14 protein-coding genes are annotated in these 15,542 nt (G+C 59.0%); 7 read left to right on the top strand and 7 right to left on the bottom strand.

Annotated features, from left to right (window positions below; all coding sequences use genetic code 11):
• Nucleotides 1-17: 17 nt before the first annotated feature.
• Together QMO82_RS00305 and otsB are read right to left on the bottom strand one after the other, a co-directional pair.
• Nucleotides 18-902 (bottom strand): AraC family transcriptional regulator, encoded by an 885-nt coding sequence (locus tag QMO82_RS00305; protein WP_183610252.1) that lies wholly within the window; start codon nucleotides 900-902, stop codon nucleotides 18-20.
• Between the two features lie 191 nt (nucleotides 903-1,093).
• Nucleotides 1,094-1,873, bottom strand: a complete 780-nt coding sequence (gene otsB / locus QMO82_RS00300) for a trehalose-phosphatase (protein ID WP_027682973.1) — start codon at nucleotides 1,871-1,873, stop codon at nucleotides 1,094-1,096.
• 124 nt (nucleotides 1,874-1,997) lie between these two features.
• On the opposite strand from otsB, the gene QMO82_RS00295 reads away from it, so the two are divergent.
• Nucleotides 1,998-3,083: an ROK family protein gene (locus QMO82_RS00295; protein ID WP_183610251.1), complete on the top strand. Its 1,086-nt coding sequence runs from the start codon at nucleotides 1,998-2,000 to the stop codon at nucleotides 3,081-3,083.
• Nucleotides 3,084-3,390: 307 nt separating this feature from the next.
• On the opposite strand, the gene QMO82_RS00290 is transcribed toward QMO82_RS00295, so the two are convergent.
• The 3 genes from QMO82_RS00290 to QMO82_RS00280 are packed head-to-tail and all read right to left on the bottom strand — an operon-like array spanning nucleotide 3,391 to nucleotide 6,333.
• Nucleotides 3,391-3,861, bottom strand: a complete 471-nt coding sequence (locus QMO82_RS00290; protein ID WP_183610250.1) for a chemotaxis protein CheW — start codon at nucleotides 3,859-3,861, stop codon at nucleotides 3,391-3,393.
• Nucleotides 3,861-5,831 (bottom strand): methyl-accepting chemotaxis protein, encoded by a 1,971-nt coding sequence (locus QMO82_RS00285; RefSeq protein ID WP_246718409.1) that lies wholly within the window; start codon nucleotides 5,829-5,831, stop codon nucleotides 3,861-3,863. Before QMO82_RS00285 ends, QMO82_RS00290 begins: the two co-directional genes overlap by 1 nt.
• Nucleotides 5,832-5,871: 40 nt before the next feature.
• Nucleotides 5,872-6,333: a hypothetical protein gene (locus tag QMO82_RS00280; RefSeq protein ID WP_183610249.1), complete on the bottom strand. Its 462-nt coding sequence runs from the start codon at nucleotides 6,331-6,333 to the stop codon at nucleotides 5,872-5,874.
• 470 nt (nucleotides 6,334-6,803) lie between these two features.
• Here QMO82_RS00280 and QMO82_RS00275 point away from each other — a divergent pair.
• From QMO82_RS00275 to repC, 4 genes are all read left to right on the top strand, one after another.
• A protein-coding gene (locus QMO82_RS00275) for an IS3 family transposase (protein WP_283196497.1) occupies nucleotides 6,804-7,993 on the top strand; the annotation gives its coding sequence in 2 pieces (ribosomal slippage) (nucleotides 6,804-7,056 and nucleotides 7,056-7,993; 1,191 coding nt in all).
• A 615-nt stretch (nucleotides 7,994-8,608) separates the two neighbouring features.
• Nucleotides 8,609-9,826, top strand: coding sequence for a plasmid partitioning protein RepA (gene repA / locus QMO82_RS00270; protein ID WP_183610571.1), 1,218 nt, complete (start codon nucleotides 8,609-8,611; stop codon nucleotides 9,824-9,826).
• Nucleotides 9,823-10,812, top strand: coding sequence for a plasmid partitioning protein RepB (gene repB, locus QMO82_RS00265; protein ID WP_183610570.1), 990 nt, complete (start codon nucleotides 9,823-9,825; stop codon nucleotides 10,810-10,812). Before repA ends, repB begins: the two co-directional genes overlap by 4 nt.
• 199 nt (nucleotides 10,813-11,011) lie before the next feature.
• Nucleotides 11,012-12,313, top strand: coding sequence for a plasmid replication protein RepC (repC, locus tag QMO82_RS00260; RefSeq protein WP_183610569.1), 1,302 nt, complete (start codon nucleotides 11,012-11,014; stop codon nucleotides 12,311-12,313).
• A 29-nt stretch (nucleotides 12,314-12,342) separates the two neighbouring features.
• Here the strand turns inward: repC and QMO82_RS00255 are convergent, their stop codons facing one another.
• Together QMO82_RS00255 and QMO82_RS00250 are read right to left on the bottom strand one after the other, a co-directional pair.
• Nucleotides 12,343-12,669, bottom strand: a complete 327-nt coding sequence (locus QMO82_RS00255) for a type II toxin-antitoxin system RelE/ParE family toxin (protein ID WP_027682968.1) — start codon at nucleotides 12,667-12,669, stop codon at nucleotides 12,343-12,345.
• The gene (locus QMO82_RS00250) at nucleotides 12,669-12,950 is read right to left on the bottom strand and encodes a type II toxin-antitoxin system Phd/YefM family antitoxin (protein ID WP_183610568.1); all 282 of its coding nucleotides are present in this window, start codon (nucleotides 12,948-12,950) and stop codon (nucleotides 12,669-12,671) included. Before QMO82_RS00250 ends, QMO82_RS00255 begins: the two co-directional genes overlap by 1 nt.
• A gap of 219 nt (nucleotides 12,951-13,169) precedes the next feature.
• Here QMO82_RS00250 and QMO82_RS00245 point away from each other — a divergent pair, with 219 nt between their 5' ends.
• Nucleotides 13,170-14,162: an LLM class flavin-dependent oxidoreductase gene (locus tag QMO82_RS00245; protein ID WP_183610567.1), complete on the top strand. Its 993-nt coding sequence runs from the start codon at nucleotides 13,170-13,172 to the stop codon at nucleotides 14,160-14,162.
• 23 nt (nucleotides 14,163-14,185) lie between these two features.
• Nucleotides 14,186-15,535, top strand: coding sequence for an LLM class flavin-dependent oxidoreductase (locus QMO82_RS00240; RefSeq protein ID WP_183610566.1), 1,350 nt, complete (start codon nucleotides 14,186-14,188; stop codon nucleotides 15,533-15,535).
• Nucleotides 15,536-15,542: the final 7 nt, after the last annotated feature.

Below are 15,542 nucleotides of genomic sequence, written 5' to 3'. Positions count from 1 at the left end.
CTGTTCGTTCGGCTTGCTTAGGCCGCCTTCGCTACGTCGATATTGTCGCCCAACAATCGGCGGAAGCGGGATGGCGTCATGCCTTTCTCCGCGAGAAATTGCCGGTTGAAGTTGGACAGATTGTTGAAGCCGACCTCGAAGCAGATATCGGTGATCGATGCGTGCTCGTCGCTCATCAGGATCTGGCAGGCGAGATTGATGCGCAGGCGTTTGACATATTGCACGAGCGACATGCCGGTATGGCGGCGGAAGCCGCGTGAAAAGGCGCCTGTGGATTGTCCGGCAATCGCCGCGAGATCGGCTTCGTCGAAGGATTTGGTCAGGTTCTCCCGGATATAGGCGAGCGCCTTGTTGATGCCTGCCGACATGTAGCCCGAGGGATCGGGCAGATAGCTCGGGCTGGCGAGAAGCTGCGCATCCTGTGCCCGGCTGAGCAGACCGACGATCATCATGAAGAGCTCGATGCGACGCACGCCGTGGGCCTGCTGCACCTCGTTCATCAGCGGCGCGACCTGCCGGCTGGTCTCGGCGCCGAAGAGCACACCGCGGCGGGAGGCCTCGAGCACCTGCTCGAAGGGACCGAGCTCGGCCAGCACCTTCATCGTGTCGCTGATGAAATTCTCGCTGAACTGGATGAGCTGGCAACGAAGCGGAATGCTCGATCCTTTGGGAACGTCGCTGATCCAATTGTGGGGCAGATTGGGGCCGGCAAGCACTAGATTGCCGGGCTCGAACTCGCCGATGAAGTCGCCGACGAAATAGCGTCCGGTTGTCGCCACGACGAGATGCAGTTCGTATTCCGGATGAAAATGCCAGCGAACCGTATGGTACGGATAGCCATGCGCCTTCGCTGCGAAGGATTCGCCCGGCCGGATCTGAACGACTTCCAAGTCAGGTTCCATTGTTTCCTCCTCCGAGGGCGGGTTCCAGGCCCGCACGCCAAATTCCCTTTTTGGCTTTATTGTTGAAGGGGAGTGTAGTGGGCTCGTGTCACGCCCGCCACCACGATTCCCCGTCAAAACCGATACTTTTTTGACAATAGACGCTGCGCAGCCGGCGTAAAGACGACAGCAATCCGCATTACGAGCGCTCCTCAGGCGGCCAAGGCGGCAATGACGTTTCTAACCAGCGCAGAGGAGGACAGCCGGCTCGTGGCGCAGCTCGGGGCGCCGATCGCGCCGACACGCACGGAAACGCCGCCACGCGCATTGGCGATCGCAAACATCGACTCGTCGGTCAGATCATCGCCGATGGTAATCGGGCAGCGGTTCTTGAAGGGGTCGGACTGGAAAAACCGCTCCAACGCATCGCCCTTGCTCGACCGTGCCGGACGCAGTTCGAATACCATCTTGCCGAGCTGCAATGCCCAGTTCGGCCCGGCGAGCTCCGCATAGTGGTGCATGCGGTCTTCGAGCACCTTTTCATATTCGGGCGCGAGCCGGTAATGGGCGGCAACGGCCGCACCCTTATCCTCGATCAAGACTCCAGGATAGTGCTCGGCTTCCGCGGTCAGCGCATGCTTCAGCGCCTGAAACTCAGCTGTCGCCTCGACCGTCTGCATGCCCGCAGCGTTCCTGATTTCGGCGCCGTGAAGGCCTGCCGTCGGAAATTCAAAGGGTTTGAACAGCTCGTCTGCATAAGCAAGTGATCGTCCAGTGACCAGCGCCAGGGCACCGCCGAGCTTGTTCGACAGGCGATGAAGTTGACCGGGAAGAGCCTCCGGGACCTCGATCGCATCCGGCGTGGGCGCAAGATTGAGCAGCGTCCCGTCGATATCGAGAAACATCGCCCAGTGGTCGGGCTCTTCCAAGACCAGCGAAAGCATTTCCTGGGTAGCGTCGTCGTCCTGCACGGCATTCTCCAAACTCTGCAACCATTGAAGCTAGGTCGCCGGTCGACAAGGACAAGGTGGCTTTTCAGACGCCGGAACATCCTGAGGCTAGTCCGCGTTGTATCTCGCCGCCCGTTCGAGCACTCGCGCCGTAGAAGGTACATTGATGGCCAAAAGCAGTTCCGATCCCCGTGATGAGGTCAATGCCCCGCTGGCACATGGCGCTTTAAACCTGCCATTGGTGACGATCGACGACTACAACAACGAACTGCGTGACAAGGATGGTTTCGTTGGCGACAATGCGAACAAGAAGACTTTCCAACAGAAGCTCGACGATTGGAGAAAACGCATCCGCAAGGTCGGAGACGATCCGATCGGCAAAACCGCGACGGCGAAGCTTTCCAAGAAGAAGATCGATGCCTTTCTGAAAGGCGACGATATGGAGGCGGCGGCATTGGTCATGGGGGCTGTGGAGGACTTCGCCCAGGACTTTGCCGACGTGATCGGAAAGTTCCTGAAAGACAAACGCTGGGGAAAGACGGAACGCATCGTCGTTGGCGGCGGCTTCCGGCGGAGCCACTTTGGCGAACTGGCGATCGCCAGGACGATGGTTATTCTCAAGGCGGCCGGCATCGACGTCGAGGTCGTGCCGATCGTTCACCACCCCGATGAGGCCGGACTGATCGGCGCGGTCCATCTGATGCCGCGCTGGATGTTCAAAGGCCACGAGGCGATTCTCGCCGTCGATATCGGCGGCACGAATGTTCGCGCCGGCGTCGTTCAATTCGGAAAGGACGATGTGCCGAATTTTGGGGATGCGAGCGTCTGGGAATCAGCCATCTGGCGTCATGCCGACGACGAGCCGAGCCGGACTGCGACCATCGAGAAGTTGGCCGCGATGTTGCGGGATCTGATCGGCAAGGCCGAGAAGGCCAATCTCAAGCCGGCACCCATCATCGGGATCGCATGTCCCGGCATCATCAAAGCCGATGGCTCCATCGAACGCGGCGGACAGAACTTGCCGGGCGGAAACTGGGAGAGCGACAGCTTCAACCTTCCTGCCGCGCTGATGAAGGCCATTCCGGAGATCGGTGACGACGGCACATTCGTGATGATGCACAACGATGCCGTCGTGCAAGGACTGTCGCAGATCCCTTTCATGAACGACGTGTCGAGATGGGCAGTGCTGACCATCGGCACGGGGTTGGGGAATGCGCATTTTACCAATCGCGAGGGAACGAGGGCGCGATAGGCTCTCAACCTTGCTTCTCATGCAGCACCCACCGAAGGGACATGGGTTGGCTGCGATGCAGGGCTTGCCAGCGTCACCGCGCTTTATGGTAAATAGTAGGTAAACAAGAAGGAATTCCCCAGACGGAAGTCAACTCGCCAATCAGTTCCGCTAGGAAAGATTGGTGCTTTGCAGAAATGTAAAGGGGGCATCGTAAAGTTAAAGGACCTCGGGTCAAATGTCTTGGGCATTTTGTACGTCTTTGGCTGATTTTGTCATTCGTGATCGGTTTCTCCAAGAAACCGATGATCGAAGCTTGGCGTGGTCGCTAGGCGGCGCTCTGTACCTGTTCGAGAGTGCCGAACATATGGTCGAGATTGAGGAAGCAGACCATGCCCTGTTCGAGTGGGATAATCCCGTAGGAGAAGGCGGGATCAAAGGACGTACCCAGATGTGGCACGGGTTGGACGCGGTCGCTGCTGATCGAGAGGATGTCAGAGACGCGGTCAACGACGAGGCCAATGATGCTATTGCCGATCTCGGCGACGACGATCGCGCTCCGTTCCGTGCTGACGGCGCCCAGCACACCGAGTTTGGCCGCAAGATCGATCACTGGAATAACCGAGCCGCGTAGGTTCATTACGCCGAGCACATAAGGCGGCGCATGGGGCAGCGGTGTTGCCGCTGCCCATCCTCTGATCTCCCGGATCGATGTCGTCCTGATGCAGAATTGCTGGTCGCCGAGATGAAAGGCGATGATCTCCAGCATCGTGGTTGCGCTCAAGTTCAGATCGTTCATCAGAACTCCTCCCAGGAAGATGTCGCAGCAGCGGTCGCGGCGCGTCCGCCGAAAGCACCGGCAAGCTTGCGACCAAGGGCTCGTGCCGGAGAGGCAACGGGCTTGCTGTCGTGATTGGCTGCGCGGGGCGTCGAGACACTGTCATCGAGTTTGAAGCGAGCGATCAGCCGCGCAAGGTTCGCGGCTTCGTCAGCCAGCCGGTTGGTGGCCGCAGTTGATTCTTCCACCATCGCCGCATTCTGCTGCGTCACTTGGTCCATCTGGTTGACGGCGGTGCTAACCTCGTGGAGGCCGGTCGACTGTTCCTTCGCCGCCCTCGCGATCGAATGTACATGCTCGTTGATCTTAACAACGTGGCCATTGATCAAGCCCAGCGCTTCCCCCGTTGCCGTCACGAGTTTGACGCCGGAGTGCACTTCTTCACCGGAACGGGAAATTAGCCCCTTGATGTCCTTGGCGGCGGTCGCCGAGCGTTGAGCAAGCTCGCGGACCTCCTGGGCGACGACAGCAAAGCCCTTGCCTGCCTCACCGGCACGGGCTGCTTCCACACCGGCATTGAGGGCCAGAAGATTGGTCTGGAAGGCGATCTCATCGATGACATTGATGATCTGGCTGATTTCACCGGAGGCCTGTTCGATGCGGCCCATGGCGGAGACTGCATTCTTGACGACCGTGCTCGACTGTTCCGTGCTGCGGCGCGCTTCATCAACCATATGGCTGGCTTCCATCGCCCGCTCGGTCGAGTTCTTCACTGCTGCGGTGATTTCCTCGAGAGCCGAAGACGTCTCTTCAAGCGAGGCCGCTTGCTGTTCCGTGCGGCTCGACAGGTCGCTCGAGGCGGTAAGCATCTCGCCGGCGCCGCTATTGATGGTATCGATCGCTGAGCGCACCTCACCCACAACCGAACGAAGGTTGGCCATCGTTGCGTTAACACTGTCCCTTAGCTCCCCGAAGGCACCCTGGAAATCGCCACGCATCGTCTCGGTCAGATCCCCCTCGGCCAAAGCTGAAACGACCCGTCTAGTTTCGGCGATTCCGAGATCGACTGACGTTACCAGCTTGTTGACCTGAGCAGCGAAGTGGTTGAAATCAGCACTTTCATAGTCCTTGGTGATGCGTTTGGTGAAATCGCCTGCGACTGCCGCCGAGACGATCTGGGCTATGTTCGACTGCAGGTCTGTGCTTTTCGCCTGTTGCGCTGCTTCCTGCGCATTCATTTCCCGCACCTTAATACCGTTTTGCTTGAACACTTCCACCGCACGCGCCATCGAACCGATTTCGTCTTGACGCTCAACGGCTGGAACAAGTTCTTCGAGCGAACCTGCCGCAATCAATCGAATTGATAGGGTAAGAGCCGAAAGAGGTCTCACCGTTGAAGCAACAACCATCCAACTGAGAGCGACGAGGATCACAACAATGCCCACGCCGAGGATGGCCATTACTTTCAGAACGCGGTTGATAGCGATAAGCTCGTGGTAATGAGCCTCAGCCGCTGCTTTCCGACGATCTTCAAGATCATGACCAATGATCGCGTGCAAGTCGTCGTACTTTTTCGAGAGTGCCGTGATTCCCATGAATGCAAGACGAGGGTTACGTTTCATCAGATCCATGGTCGACATGAATTGCTTGTTATAATCCTCAAATACAACATGATCTAGGGATGTGTGCTTATTCAACTCCTGAAGTCGCGCCAAAGAGGCCGTCATGTGATCGGTAAGACTGTCCGTTCCGCTGCCATCACCAAGCATCTTTAGCACAGTCATGTGATAGAGGTCGGACTGGACTGAAAGCAGCAGTGTATTTAATTCATTTGCTGATTGAAGATTGGCCTGTTCAACATCATGGATGCGGATCAGTGCATTTTTAGCATCATATAGCCCGAAGGCGGCAACAATGAGTGCCACGCTTATCATGATGCCCACGACTACAGGGATAGAAAGGACTTTAGTCCTGATCGAATGACCATACATTGCAAACACCTACGGGCTAAATTCGTACTTGAATGGAGATTTAATCTGCTTCAGACCACGCACAGACGACGTCTTCACCCTTTGGACGTAAGCAGTAGCCGTAGGATTTTGCGGCCTGTTGAGTTTTCGGGTTGATGAAGCGCAGTGTCATTAGATGGCCTTCGGTCATCTCCTTGCTCTTTTCCAGCATTTCTTTGCCAAACGAGGTCCCGTCAAGATCAGTTAGCGTCGCGAGATCCGCGCCAATTAGCTCTGGAAAAGCTCCGTCTGCCCAGATAACGCCATCGGAGCCAATTCCTGTCACGTGAAGATTATATTCGGGCCGAACCCACTCAGTGTTTGACTTGTCGGCGAATGCCTTCTTCGCGGTCTCCAGATCTGCACTCGCGAAATAGGCAGCGGCTTTGACGGCATGGTCCTTAGTCGCGTCCGCCATATCATCGGCGAGGGCGGGCGTGGCCATCGAAACTGCAACGAGAATAAAGGCAGCGATGGGTTTCATAGTGGATGATCTCCGTATTTTGCGGGTTCGAACCGTCCGTCGACTCCCGGTGTTGGGAACTTGCATCAAAAAATTGATACTTCTTGAGCATCTGGAGAGAGCGCGATTAAGAAACTTTAAATTCGTCCAAGAGTGATGCAGATGCTTGCGTCAAATGGCTATATTCGACGCTTTTTGTTCCTATCTCTCGCGGGGGCATCGTAAAGTTGAAGGACCTCGGGTCAAAAGTCTTGCCTGACGCTTTCGCTTACGCTGCCTGCGGGCATGCGATTTCCTTCCACATCTGCGTGGCTGCGTCGCGTCGGGTCGCGCCTGCGAGGCCGTCTTCGATCTCGGCACGCAGAAGCGATCCGAGACGTCCAGCGTCGCTGTCGGACTCCGTATTCGGGGCGGTGTTTGAACGACGGTGACCTGCCACTGAGAATTTCCTCCAGAATGGATTAGAGTCCGGCCTGTTAAAGGACGGACGAATGAAGAAGCAGCGATTTACGGAAGAGCAGATTATTGCGGTGCTGAAGGAGCAGGAGGCTGGCGCGAAGGCAGCCGACCTCTGCCGCAAGCACGGGATTTCAGAAGCGACGTTTTATAACTGGAAAGCCAAATTTGGCGGCATGGACGTCTCCGAGGCGAAGCGTCTGAAGGCGCTCGAGGACGAGAATGCCAGGCTAAAGAAGTTGCTGGCCGAGCAGATGCTGGATGCAGCCGCACTCCGCGAGCTTCTTGCAAAAAAATGGTAGGGCCTGCCGCCAAGCGTGAAGCCGTCACGCATCTGAAGGCCGTCATGGGTCTTTCGGAGCGTCGGGCCTGCCAGATCATATCTGCCGACCGCAAGACGATCCGTTATCGGTCAAGTCGACCGCCGGAGGTCGATCTGCGAGTGAAGCTGCGCGACCTCGCCAACGAGCGGCGGCGTTTTGGCTACCGTCAGCTGTTCATCCTGCTTCGGCGAGATGGAGAGCCGTCCGGCGTCAATCGCATATACCGTCTTTATCGCGAGGAAGGGCTTTCCGTTCGCAAGCGAAAGGCCCGGCGGCGTGCTGTCGGCACGCGTGCACCGATCCTGGTCGAGGCGAAAGCCAATGCCCGCTGGTCGCTGGATTTCGTCCACGACCAGTTTGCCTGCGGCAGACGATTCCGGGTCTTGAATGTCGTTGATGACGTGACGCGCGAATGCCTGGCAGCGATCCCGGACACGTCTATCTCTGGTCGACGTGTTGCTCGAGAACTGACGACGCTGATCGAACGACGCGGCAAGCCCGGAATGATTGTCTCCGACAACGGCACCGAACTAACGTCGAATGCCATTCTCGCCTGGTCGAGGGATCACAAGGTGGAGTGGCACTACATCGCGCCGGGGAAGCCGATGCAGAACGGCTATGTCGAGAGTTTCAACGGTCGGATGCGCGACGAGTTGCTCAACGAGAGCCTCTTCTTCGGCCTCGATCATGCCCGCAGCGCCATTGCTGAATGGGCTGACGACTATAACCATTTCCGGCCACACTCGTCGCTCGGATACCAGACCCCGGCAGGCTACGCCGGGAGCATCGCCGCAACCGGCTCCAACGCTGCGCAAGATGAAAGCTTCGCGTTTCCGCCGGTTGCTCCTACCGCGCCAGTTGGCGTATTCAAAGCCGCCGAGGCTCTAATCACAGCCGGATGAAACTTCCGTGGCAGGTCAACGGAAGCCCTCCCCTCCCCTTACCTGCTCGCACCGGAAAAGATGGTGATAACGCCGGCGGGCGGTTCTCGGCAGGGTCAAATTGCGCTTAATCTCTATGGCTCCACGCAAGCCGATGTGCAGACGAAAGATGGAAGATGAACTTTAAGGGAATAAGCGCTCCGCTCAATGCCGGCCGTCTCGAGCAAATGCTCGGTCTTGCCCCGTCACGCCGGGATCCCGAACCCCAGGACGCAAGCGATAAGTCTTCCGGCAACGAGTCCGTCCGCGAGATGGAGGCCGAAAGCCTGTACCGGTCGTCTGCCTATAAATGAGAAACGCCATGGCCGACTCATCGCAAACGACGGAAGTCGCTTGGCGACGAGTCGGCCATGGCGTTCAGGTCGAAAATGTGTGGCGATCCGTCAGGCTGTCGTCGACAGGATGCGGCGCGGCCGCCATTGTCAGCTGACAATTGAGCTAAGATTCCGGAATTCCACATGATTTCTTCGCCGAATCCAGTTTGTTATATATTCGCTAACCAAGAAATCGCTTGACGGAATCGCCAGACTCACGATCATTTGCGCAAAATTACCCGATTTATCAGGATTTGCGTGAATGCCGACCAAGGCCGCGATTGTTGAGAAAGCCAAGAGAGCGAGCCAAGTCTCGATCGACGAGACCATTGCTCAGGACTCGACGATGCTCAGCAGCCAATTGCAGGTGCTGTTCGAACGGTTGTTTTCGCCCGATGCCCGCAAATCCCTGCGGCGCTTCAGCAGTACCGAGGCTGCCAAGCTGCTCGGCGTCACCGACAGCTATGTTCGCCACCTCGCCGCCCAGGTGGAAAGCATCAATCCCGAAAAGACAGCGTCCGGGCGCCGGGTGTTCTCGCTCGAAGAAATCCATGCGATGCGCCAGCACCTGGGGCGCACCAAACCCTCCTATCTGCCGATGCGCCGGCCGGGCGATCATCTCCAGGTCATCGCCGTCACCAATTTCAAGGGCGGCTCCGGCAAAACGACAACGTCAATTCACCTGGCACAGTTCCTGGCGCTTCGCGGCTACCGTGTGCTCGCGGTCGACCTCGATCCGCAGGCGTCGATGTCGGCGATGCTCGGATATCAGCCCGAATTCGACGTCGGCGAAAACGAGACGCTTTACGGTGCCATCAAATATGACGAAACGCGCCGCGACGTAGCCGACATCGTCCGCCAGACCTATTTCCCCGGGCTCGATCTCATTCCCGGCAATCTCGAACTGCACGAGTTCGAACACGATACTCCAAAGGCGCTTGCCGACACCAACCGCGACGACAAGGACATGTTCTTCATGCGGGTCGGCAATGCGCTGCATTCGCTGGAGCAGAGCTATGATGTCGTCATCATCGATTGCCCGCCGACCCTCGGCTTCCTGACACTGTCGGCTCTTTGCGCCGCCACCTCCGTCTTGATCACCGTCCATCCGCAGATGCTCGACGTGGCGTCGATGAACCAGTTCCTGACGATGACCTCCGACCTTCTGGCCGTGGTCAAGCAGGCAGGCGGCAACCTCGATTATGATTGGATGCGCTATCTGATCACCCGCTATGAGGCCAATGATGGACCGCAGGCGCAGATCGTCGCCTTCCTGCGCAGTCTGTTCGGCGAGCGCGTGCTGACATCGATGATGGTCAAGTCGACAGCGGTCTCGGATGCGGGCCTGTCGAAGCAGACAATCTATGAGGCGGGACGCGAGACAATGCATCGCCAGACCTATGACCGCGGGGTTGAATCCGTCGACAGCGTCAATGCCGAAGTCGAGCAACTCATTCGCAGCGCATGGAGCAGGACATGAGCCCAAAAGGACGCGATATCCTGAAGAGCATGGTCGGCGCCGTCGAGCCGACACGGCCGGAGGCGCCGAGCGCGCAACAGCCGCATCGGCCATCGGGAGCGGTCAAGGCGATGAACCTGTCGCTTGGACGGCTGGGAGAGGAAGCAGCCGCCGCCAAGGCGCTGCGCGAATCGCTGGCTTCCGGCGACAAGGTCCTGGAGATCGATCCGGCTGCCGTCGAAATGTCCTTCATCCGCGACCGTATCCCGGTCGACAAGGATGCCGAGTTCGAGCGATTAAAGCAGTCCATCCAGGAAAGCGGACAGCAGGTTCCGATCCTGGTGCGGCCGGACCCGGCAAGGGCCGGGTACTACCAGGCCGCCTATGGCCACAGGCGCCTGCGGGCGGCCGCAGAGATCGGGGTTCCTGTTAAGGCTGTCGTGCGGAAGCTCACGGATGAAGAGCTGATCCTCGCACAGGGGCAGGAGAACGGCCCCCGCGTCGACTTGAGCTTTATCGAGCGGGCTCTGTTTGCACGCCGCATGGATGAGCATGGCTTTAGTCGCGACATGATTGCCAAGGCGCTGGCGACCGACAAGCCGGAAACGTCAAGGCTCCTGCAGGTGGCTCAGACGATCGATCCCGAGATCATTCTCGCCATCGGGCCGGCCCCCAAGGTCGGACGCCCGCGCTGGTTGGCGTTTGCCGAAAAGTTCAGGGAGACGGGCGGGCAGAAAAAGGCGCAGGCCGCAATCAGTGCCGCTGGTTTCGGGATGTTGGAGACCAACAGCCGCTTCGATGTCATCTGGAAGGCGGTGGAGGAGAAGAGCGCACCGCGGCGGGCCGAGCAGACACTCCGGACCCAGGGCGGCGCTCCACTTGCTTTGGTGGCCCGCTCCGGCAAAACCTTTCGCATCACCGTCAAATCGGCGGCGTTTTCGGAATTCCTGGCTCAGCGGTTGGTAGGCCTCGCCGCCGAGTTCGAAGAGGAAAATGAGGGAAAATGAGGCAGTTAGACCGGTTGTCAGCTGACAATTCGGATAGGAGATAACGCGCAAAAGAAAAAAGCCCCCGAACGTCACCGTCACGGAAGCTTTCCTCGTAGTCTTGAACACCTCCGAGAATCGCACTTCCGAGAATCGCTGTCAAGAGTTTTTGGCGCCGTTTTGGTGAGCGGATTTTTTTTGCCTCGTTGAGGTGGAAGATATGGAAACCGGAAGTGTGACGACGCCCTTCGGGCGGCGGTCGATGACGCTTGGCATGCTTGCAAGCCAAGTCATGGCGGGAGAGATCAAACCGGATCAGTCGGTCGACAAGTGGAAATTGTTTCGCGCGCTGTGCGAAGCAAAGCCGCTGCTCGGCATCGGCGATCGGGCGCTTGCCGTCCTCAACGCGCTCTTAAGCTTTTATCCGAAGAACGAGTTGGCCCAGGAAAACGGGTTGATCGTCTTCCCGTCGAATATCCAGCTGTCACTCAGAACGCATGGCATGGCCGAACAGACCGTGCGGCGCCATCTCGCCGCACTCGTCGAGGCGGGTCTTCTGCTGCGCAGAGACAGTCCCAACGGCAAGCGTTATGTCCGCAGGGACAGGGCAGGGGAGGTTGACGAAGCCTTCGGCTTCTCGTTGGCACCGCTGCTTGCCCGCGCCGAGGAGATCGAGCAGCTGGCGGCCGAGGTGATGGCCGAGCGGCTGCATGTCCAGCGGCTGCGCGAGCGCATCACGCTTTGCCGCCGGGACATCGCGAAGCTGATCGAAGCGGCCGTCGAAGAGGCGATCCCTGGGGATTGGCAAAGCCTATACGGGGAATTCCGGGAACTGGTCGAAGGCCTGCCGCGGTCGCCGACGACGGCACAGCTTGAACAATTGCTGGATGAATTGACGATCCTGCGCGCCGACATCCTTAACCGACTGGAAATTCGCGTTAAATCAGCAAAACAAAGCGGCAATGCCTATTATATCGAGCGTCACATACAGAATTCAAAACCCGAATCCAATTCTGAACTTGAACCAAGCTTCGAAACGAAGCAGGGCGCGATGCCTGGGCAAGACAACCGTCCAGCGGATGTGACGCCAGAGCAGGGCAGGGGAGGGACCCATTCGAACCGGCAGGCGGAAGCGCAAAGTCGAGGGTCGGACAGCCGCAATGATGGTGGCGAACTGAAATCTTTCCCGCTCGGCCTGGTTCTGCAAGCTTGCCCGGAAATCCTTGCCTATGGGCCGGGTGGCGTGATCCGCAACTGGCGCGACCTGATGGCCGCGGCCGTCACCGTTCGATCGATGCTGGGGGTCAGTCCCTCGGCCTATGAGGAAGCGGCCAATGTGATGGGTCCGGAAAACGCTGCGACTGTGATGGCATGCATCCTGGAACGCGGCGGCCACATCAATTCGGCCGGTGGCTACCTTCGTGGCCTGACGCGGCGAAGTGAAAAGGGAGAGTTTGCGATCGGCCCGATGCTGATGGCGCTTCTGCGGGCAAATACGCCGGCCGGGCGCAAAGTTGGATAGTGTTCAGCCTCCGTGTGGGCAGTGTATGGCTATGCGCGGATAAGCCTTCGCTCCAGAAAACTCTGCATGTCGCGACGTCCGTCTACGACGCAGTAGACGACGACATCGGTGCCCAGGATCCGATAGATCATGCGCCACGGCTTATGGTGCAGTTCCCGATATTCGGAAATTCCGATACCCGCCAACTCCTTCGGAATATTTCCGCGGGCAGGGAACTCTTCAAGCTCGGCGCATGCGCTCTCGATTTCGGTCAGGATGCGCTCTGCCGTCTCGGCGCCGTCGCGGCTAGCGATGAAGCGATAGAGATCCTCGATGTCGCGTTCCGCGTCCTCAGCGAAAAGAACACGATATGGCATCAGGATGGGCTGTCCGCCAGACGTTTGCGGATGCGCGCGAAGGATTCCGCAGCGGGGTGCAGTTTGCCCTCCTCAACCTGCCGGTTGGTGAGCGCCAGCACTTTCAGCAGCGCCAGTGTCTCCTGTGTTTCTTCATATTGGCCGACATCCTGAAGGATGGCTTTCGCCTCTCCGTGAAGCGTAATGACGACCGGCTGCGGGTTATCCTTCAGTGTCCGGATGATCTCCGGCGCATGCGCCTTGAGATAGCTGATCGGCTTGACCTGTTCTGTCAGCTTCATGCGGTTGCTCCCTTTCGACCAGAATATAGACCATAAAGTGGTCGATTGAAAGAAGCTTTCAATGCCGGCGGCACACATTCCCAGTATCCGATTTTCCATCTTGGGTGCGGCCGCTTTTTTCACTCAACGCGTTCGAAAGAGAATGCCATTTCTTATAATGAGGTTTGTCTACTGATTTTATAGACTAAACTTTGCAACCAAGGATCGGATCGTGGTGCCATGACCTACCTCCTCAGTCTTCTCGACAAAAGCCCGATCGAACAGGGTCTGACGGCCGCGGATGCACTGCGGGCGACGGTCAAGATTGCCGCCCGGGCCGAGGAACTCGGTTATCACCGTTTCTGGGTCGCCGAGCATCATAACATGTCCAATCTGGCGAGCTCCGCGCCGGAGGCGCTGATCGCCTATCTTCTCGCCAGGACCTCGAGGATTCGCATCGGCTCCGGCGGCGTCATGCTGCAGCACTACAGCGCCTATAAGGTTGCCGAGACCTTCAATCTTCTGGCATCGCTGGCGCCCGGCCGCGTCGATCTCGGTGTCGGCAAGGCGCCGGGCGGCTTTCCGCTGTCGACGCGCGCGCTGCAGCTTGCCGTCGATCCGTCCAGGAAGCCGGATTTTGCCAGCCAGCTTTCCGACCTCAACACCTATCTCGCCGCCGACCCGAACTACGACGGCGCGCAGGCGACCCCTTTCCCGCCGACTCCCCCCGAACGTTTCCTGCTCGGCGCGAGCGTCGAAAGCGCCGAATTGGCCGCCGAGAAAGGCTGGGAGCTCGTTTTTGCCGGTCACCTGAACGGCGATCCGGACAATCTGCGCAGGACCTTCGAGGCCTATGAGCGGGCATCCGGCGGCAAGCGGCCGATTCTGGCTCTCGCAGCCTTCGCCGCCGAAAGCGAGGACTATGCCCGCGAGCGCGTCGGCAAGCTGCGCATCGTCAAGGTGTTCCTGCCGAACGGCCAGACCGTCAATGTCGGCAGCGAGGAGCAGGCGGCCGAATTCGCCCGGCAGGCCGGCGTCACCGATTACCGCATCGAGGAGAAGGTGCCGAGCATCCTGCACGGCACGGCAAAGCAGATCCGCAAGGAATTGGATGAGCTTCACCGCCGCTACGGCGTCAAGGAGTTCGTGCTCGACACGCCGGCGCTTTCGGTCGCCGAGCGCCTGGCTTCCATCGAGCTGCTCGCCGCCGAGCGGCTTTCCCTCGTTGCCTGACCGTTTTCAAGGAGATCGATTCCATGGCTCAGAAACACGTCACGTTCGGCATCATGCTGCAGGGTCCCGGCGGCCACATGAATGCTTGGAAACATCCGAGCGGACCGGCGGATGCCAGCGTCAATTTCGACTTCTTCGTCAAGACGGCGCGCAAGGCGGAAGCGGCCGGCATCGCTTTCGCCTTCGTCGCCGACGGGCTCTATATCAACGAGCAGTCGATCCCGCATTTCCTCAACCGGTTCGAGCCGATCGCGATCCTCTCGGCGCTTGCCGCCTCGACCTCGAAAATCGGCCTCGTCGGCACGGTCTCGACCTCCTACAGCGATCCCTTCACCATTGCCCGCCAGTTCGCCTCGATCGATCTCATCAGCGGCGGCCGGGCAGGGTGGAACGCAGTAACCTCGCCACTCGAGGGCTCGGGGCGCAACTACAGCCGCGAACATCCCGAACACGAGCTGCGCTACGAGATCGCCGAGGACTATATCGATGCGATCAAGGGCCTGTGGGATTCCTGGGACGATGACGCCTTCGTCCGCAACCGCGAGACCGGCGTCTTCGTCGACAAGACCAAGATGCATCGCCTCAACCACAAGGGCCGCTTCTTCCGCGTCGAGGGGCCGCTCAATATCGGCCGTTCGAAGCAGGGCCAGCCGGTCGTGTTCCAGGCGGGCGCCTCGGATTCCGGCATCCGGCTCGCCGGCAAGCACGCCGACGCGGTCTTCACCAATGGCGGGCCGTTCGAAGAGGCGCAGGCCTTTTATCGCCAGTTGAAGGACAGCGTCATCGCGCATGGGCGCCCGGTGGCGGAAGTCGGTATCTATCCCGGTATCGGGCCGATCGTCGGTGCGACGTCCGATGAGGCGGAAGCCAAGTACCAGGCGATCCGCAATCTCGTCACGACAGAGGAGGCGCTGCTCTATCTCGGCCGCTTCTTCGATCATCATGATTTCAGCATCTATCCGCTGGACGAGCCGTTCCCCGACCTCGGCGATATCGGCAGGAACAATTTCCGCGCCACCACCGACCGCATCAAAAGGACAGCGCGGGAGAAAGGTTTGACGCTGCGTCAGGTCGCACTCGATTCGGCAACGCCGCGCACCGCCTTCATCGGCACTGCCGAGCATATCGCCGACGAAATCATCCGCTGGGTGGATCAGGGTGCAGCCGATGGCTTCATTCTCGGCTTTCCCGTCATTGCCGAGGGTTTCGACGATTTTGCCAGATATGTTCTGCCGCTCCTCACCGAACGCGGTTATTTCGATCCGGTCCTGAAGGGCGAGACGCTGCGCGACCATCTCGGCCTGCCGTTCCGCGAAAGCCGCTATGCGGCCGACGCCGATCAGGTCGAGCGCGGAAAGGCTGTCGGCGCCTGAGGCGCCG

The organism is Rhizobium sp. BT04 (assembly GCF_030053135.1).
GTDB lineage: Bacteria > Pseudomonadota > Alphaproteobacteria > Rhizobiales > Rhizobiaceae > Rhizobium > Rhizobium binxianense.
Note: the sequence above shows the minus strand (reverse complement) of the source record. Positions and strands in the feature narration are given on the sequence as shown.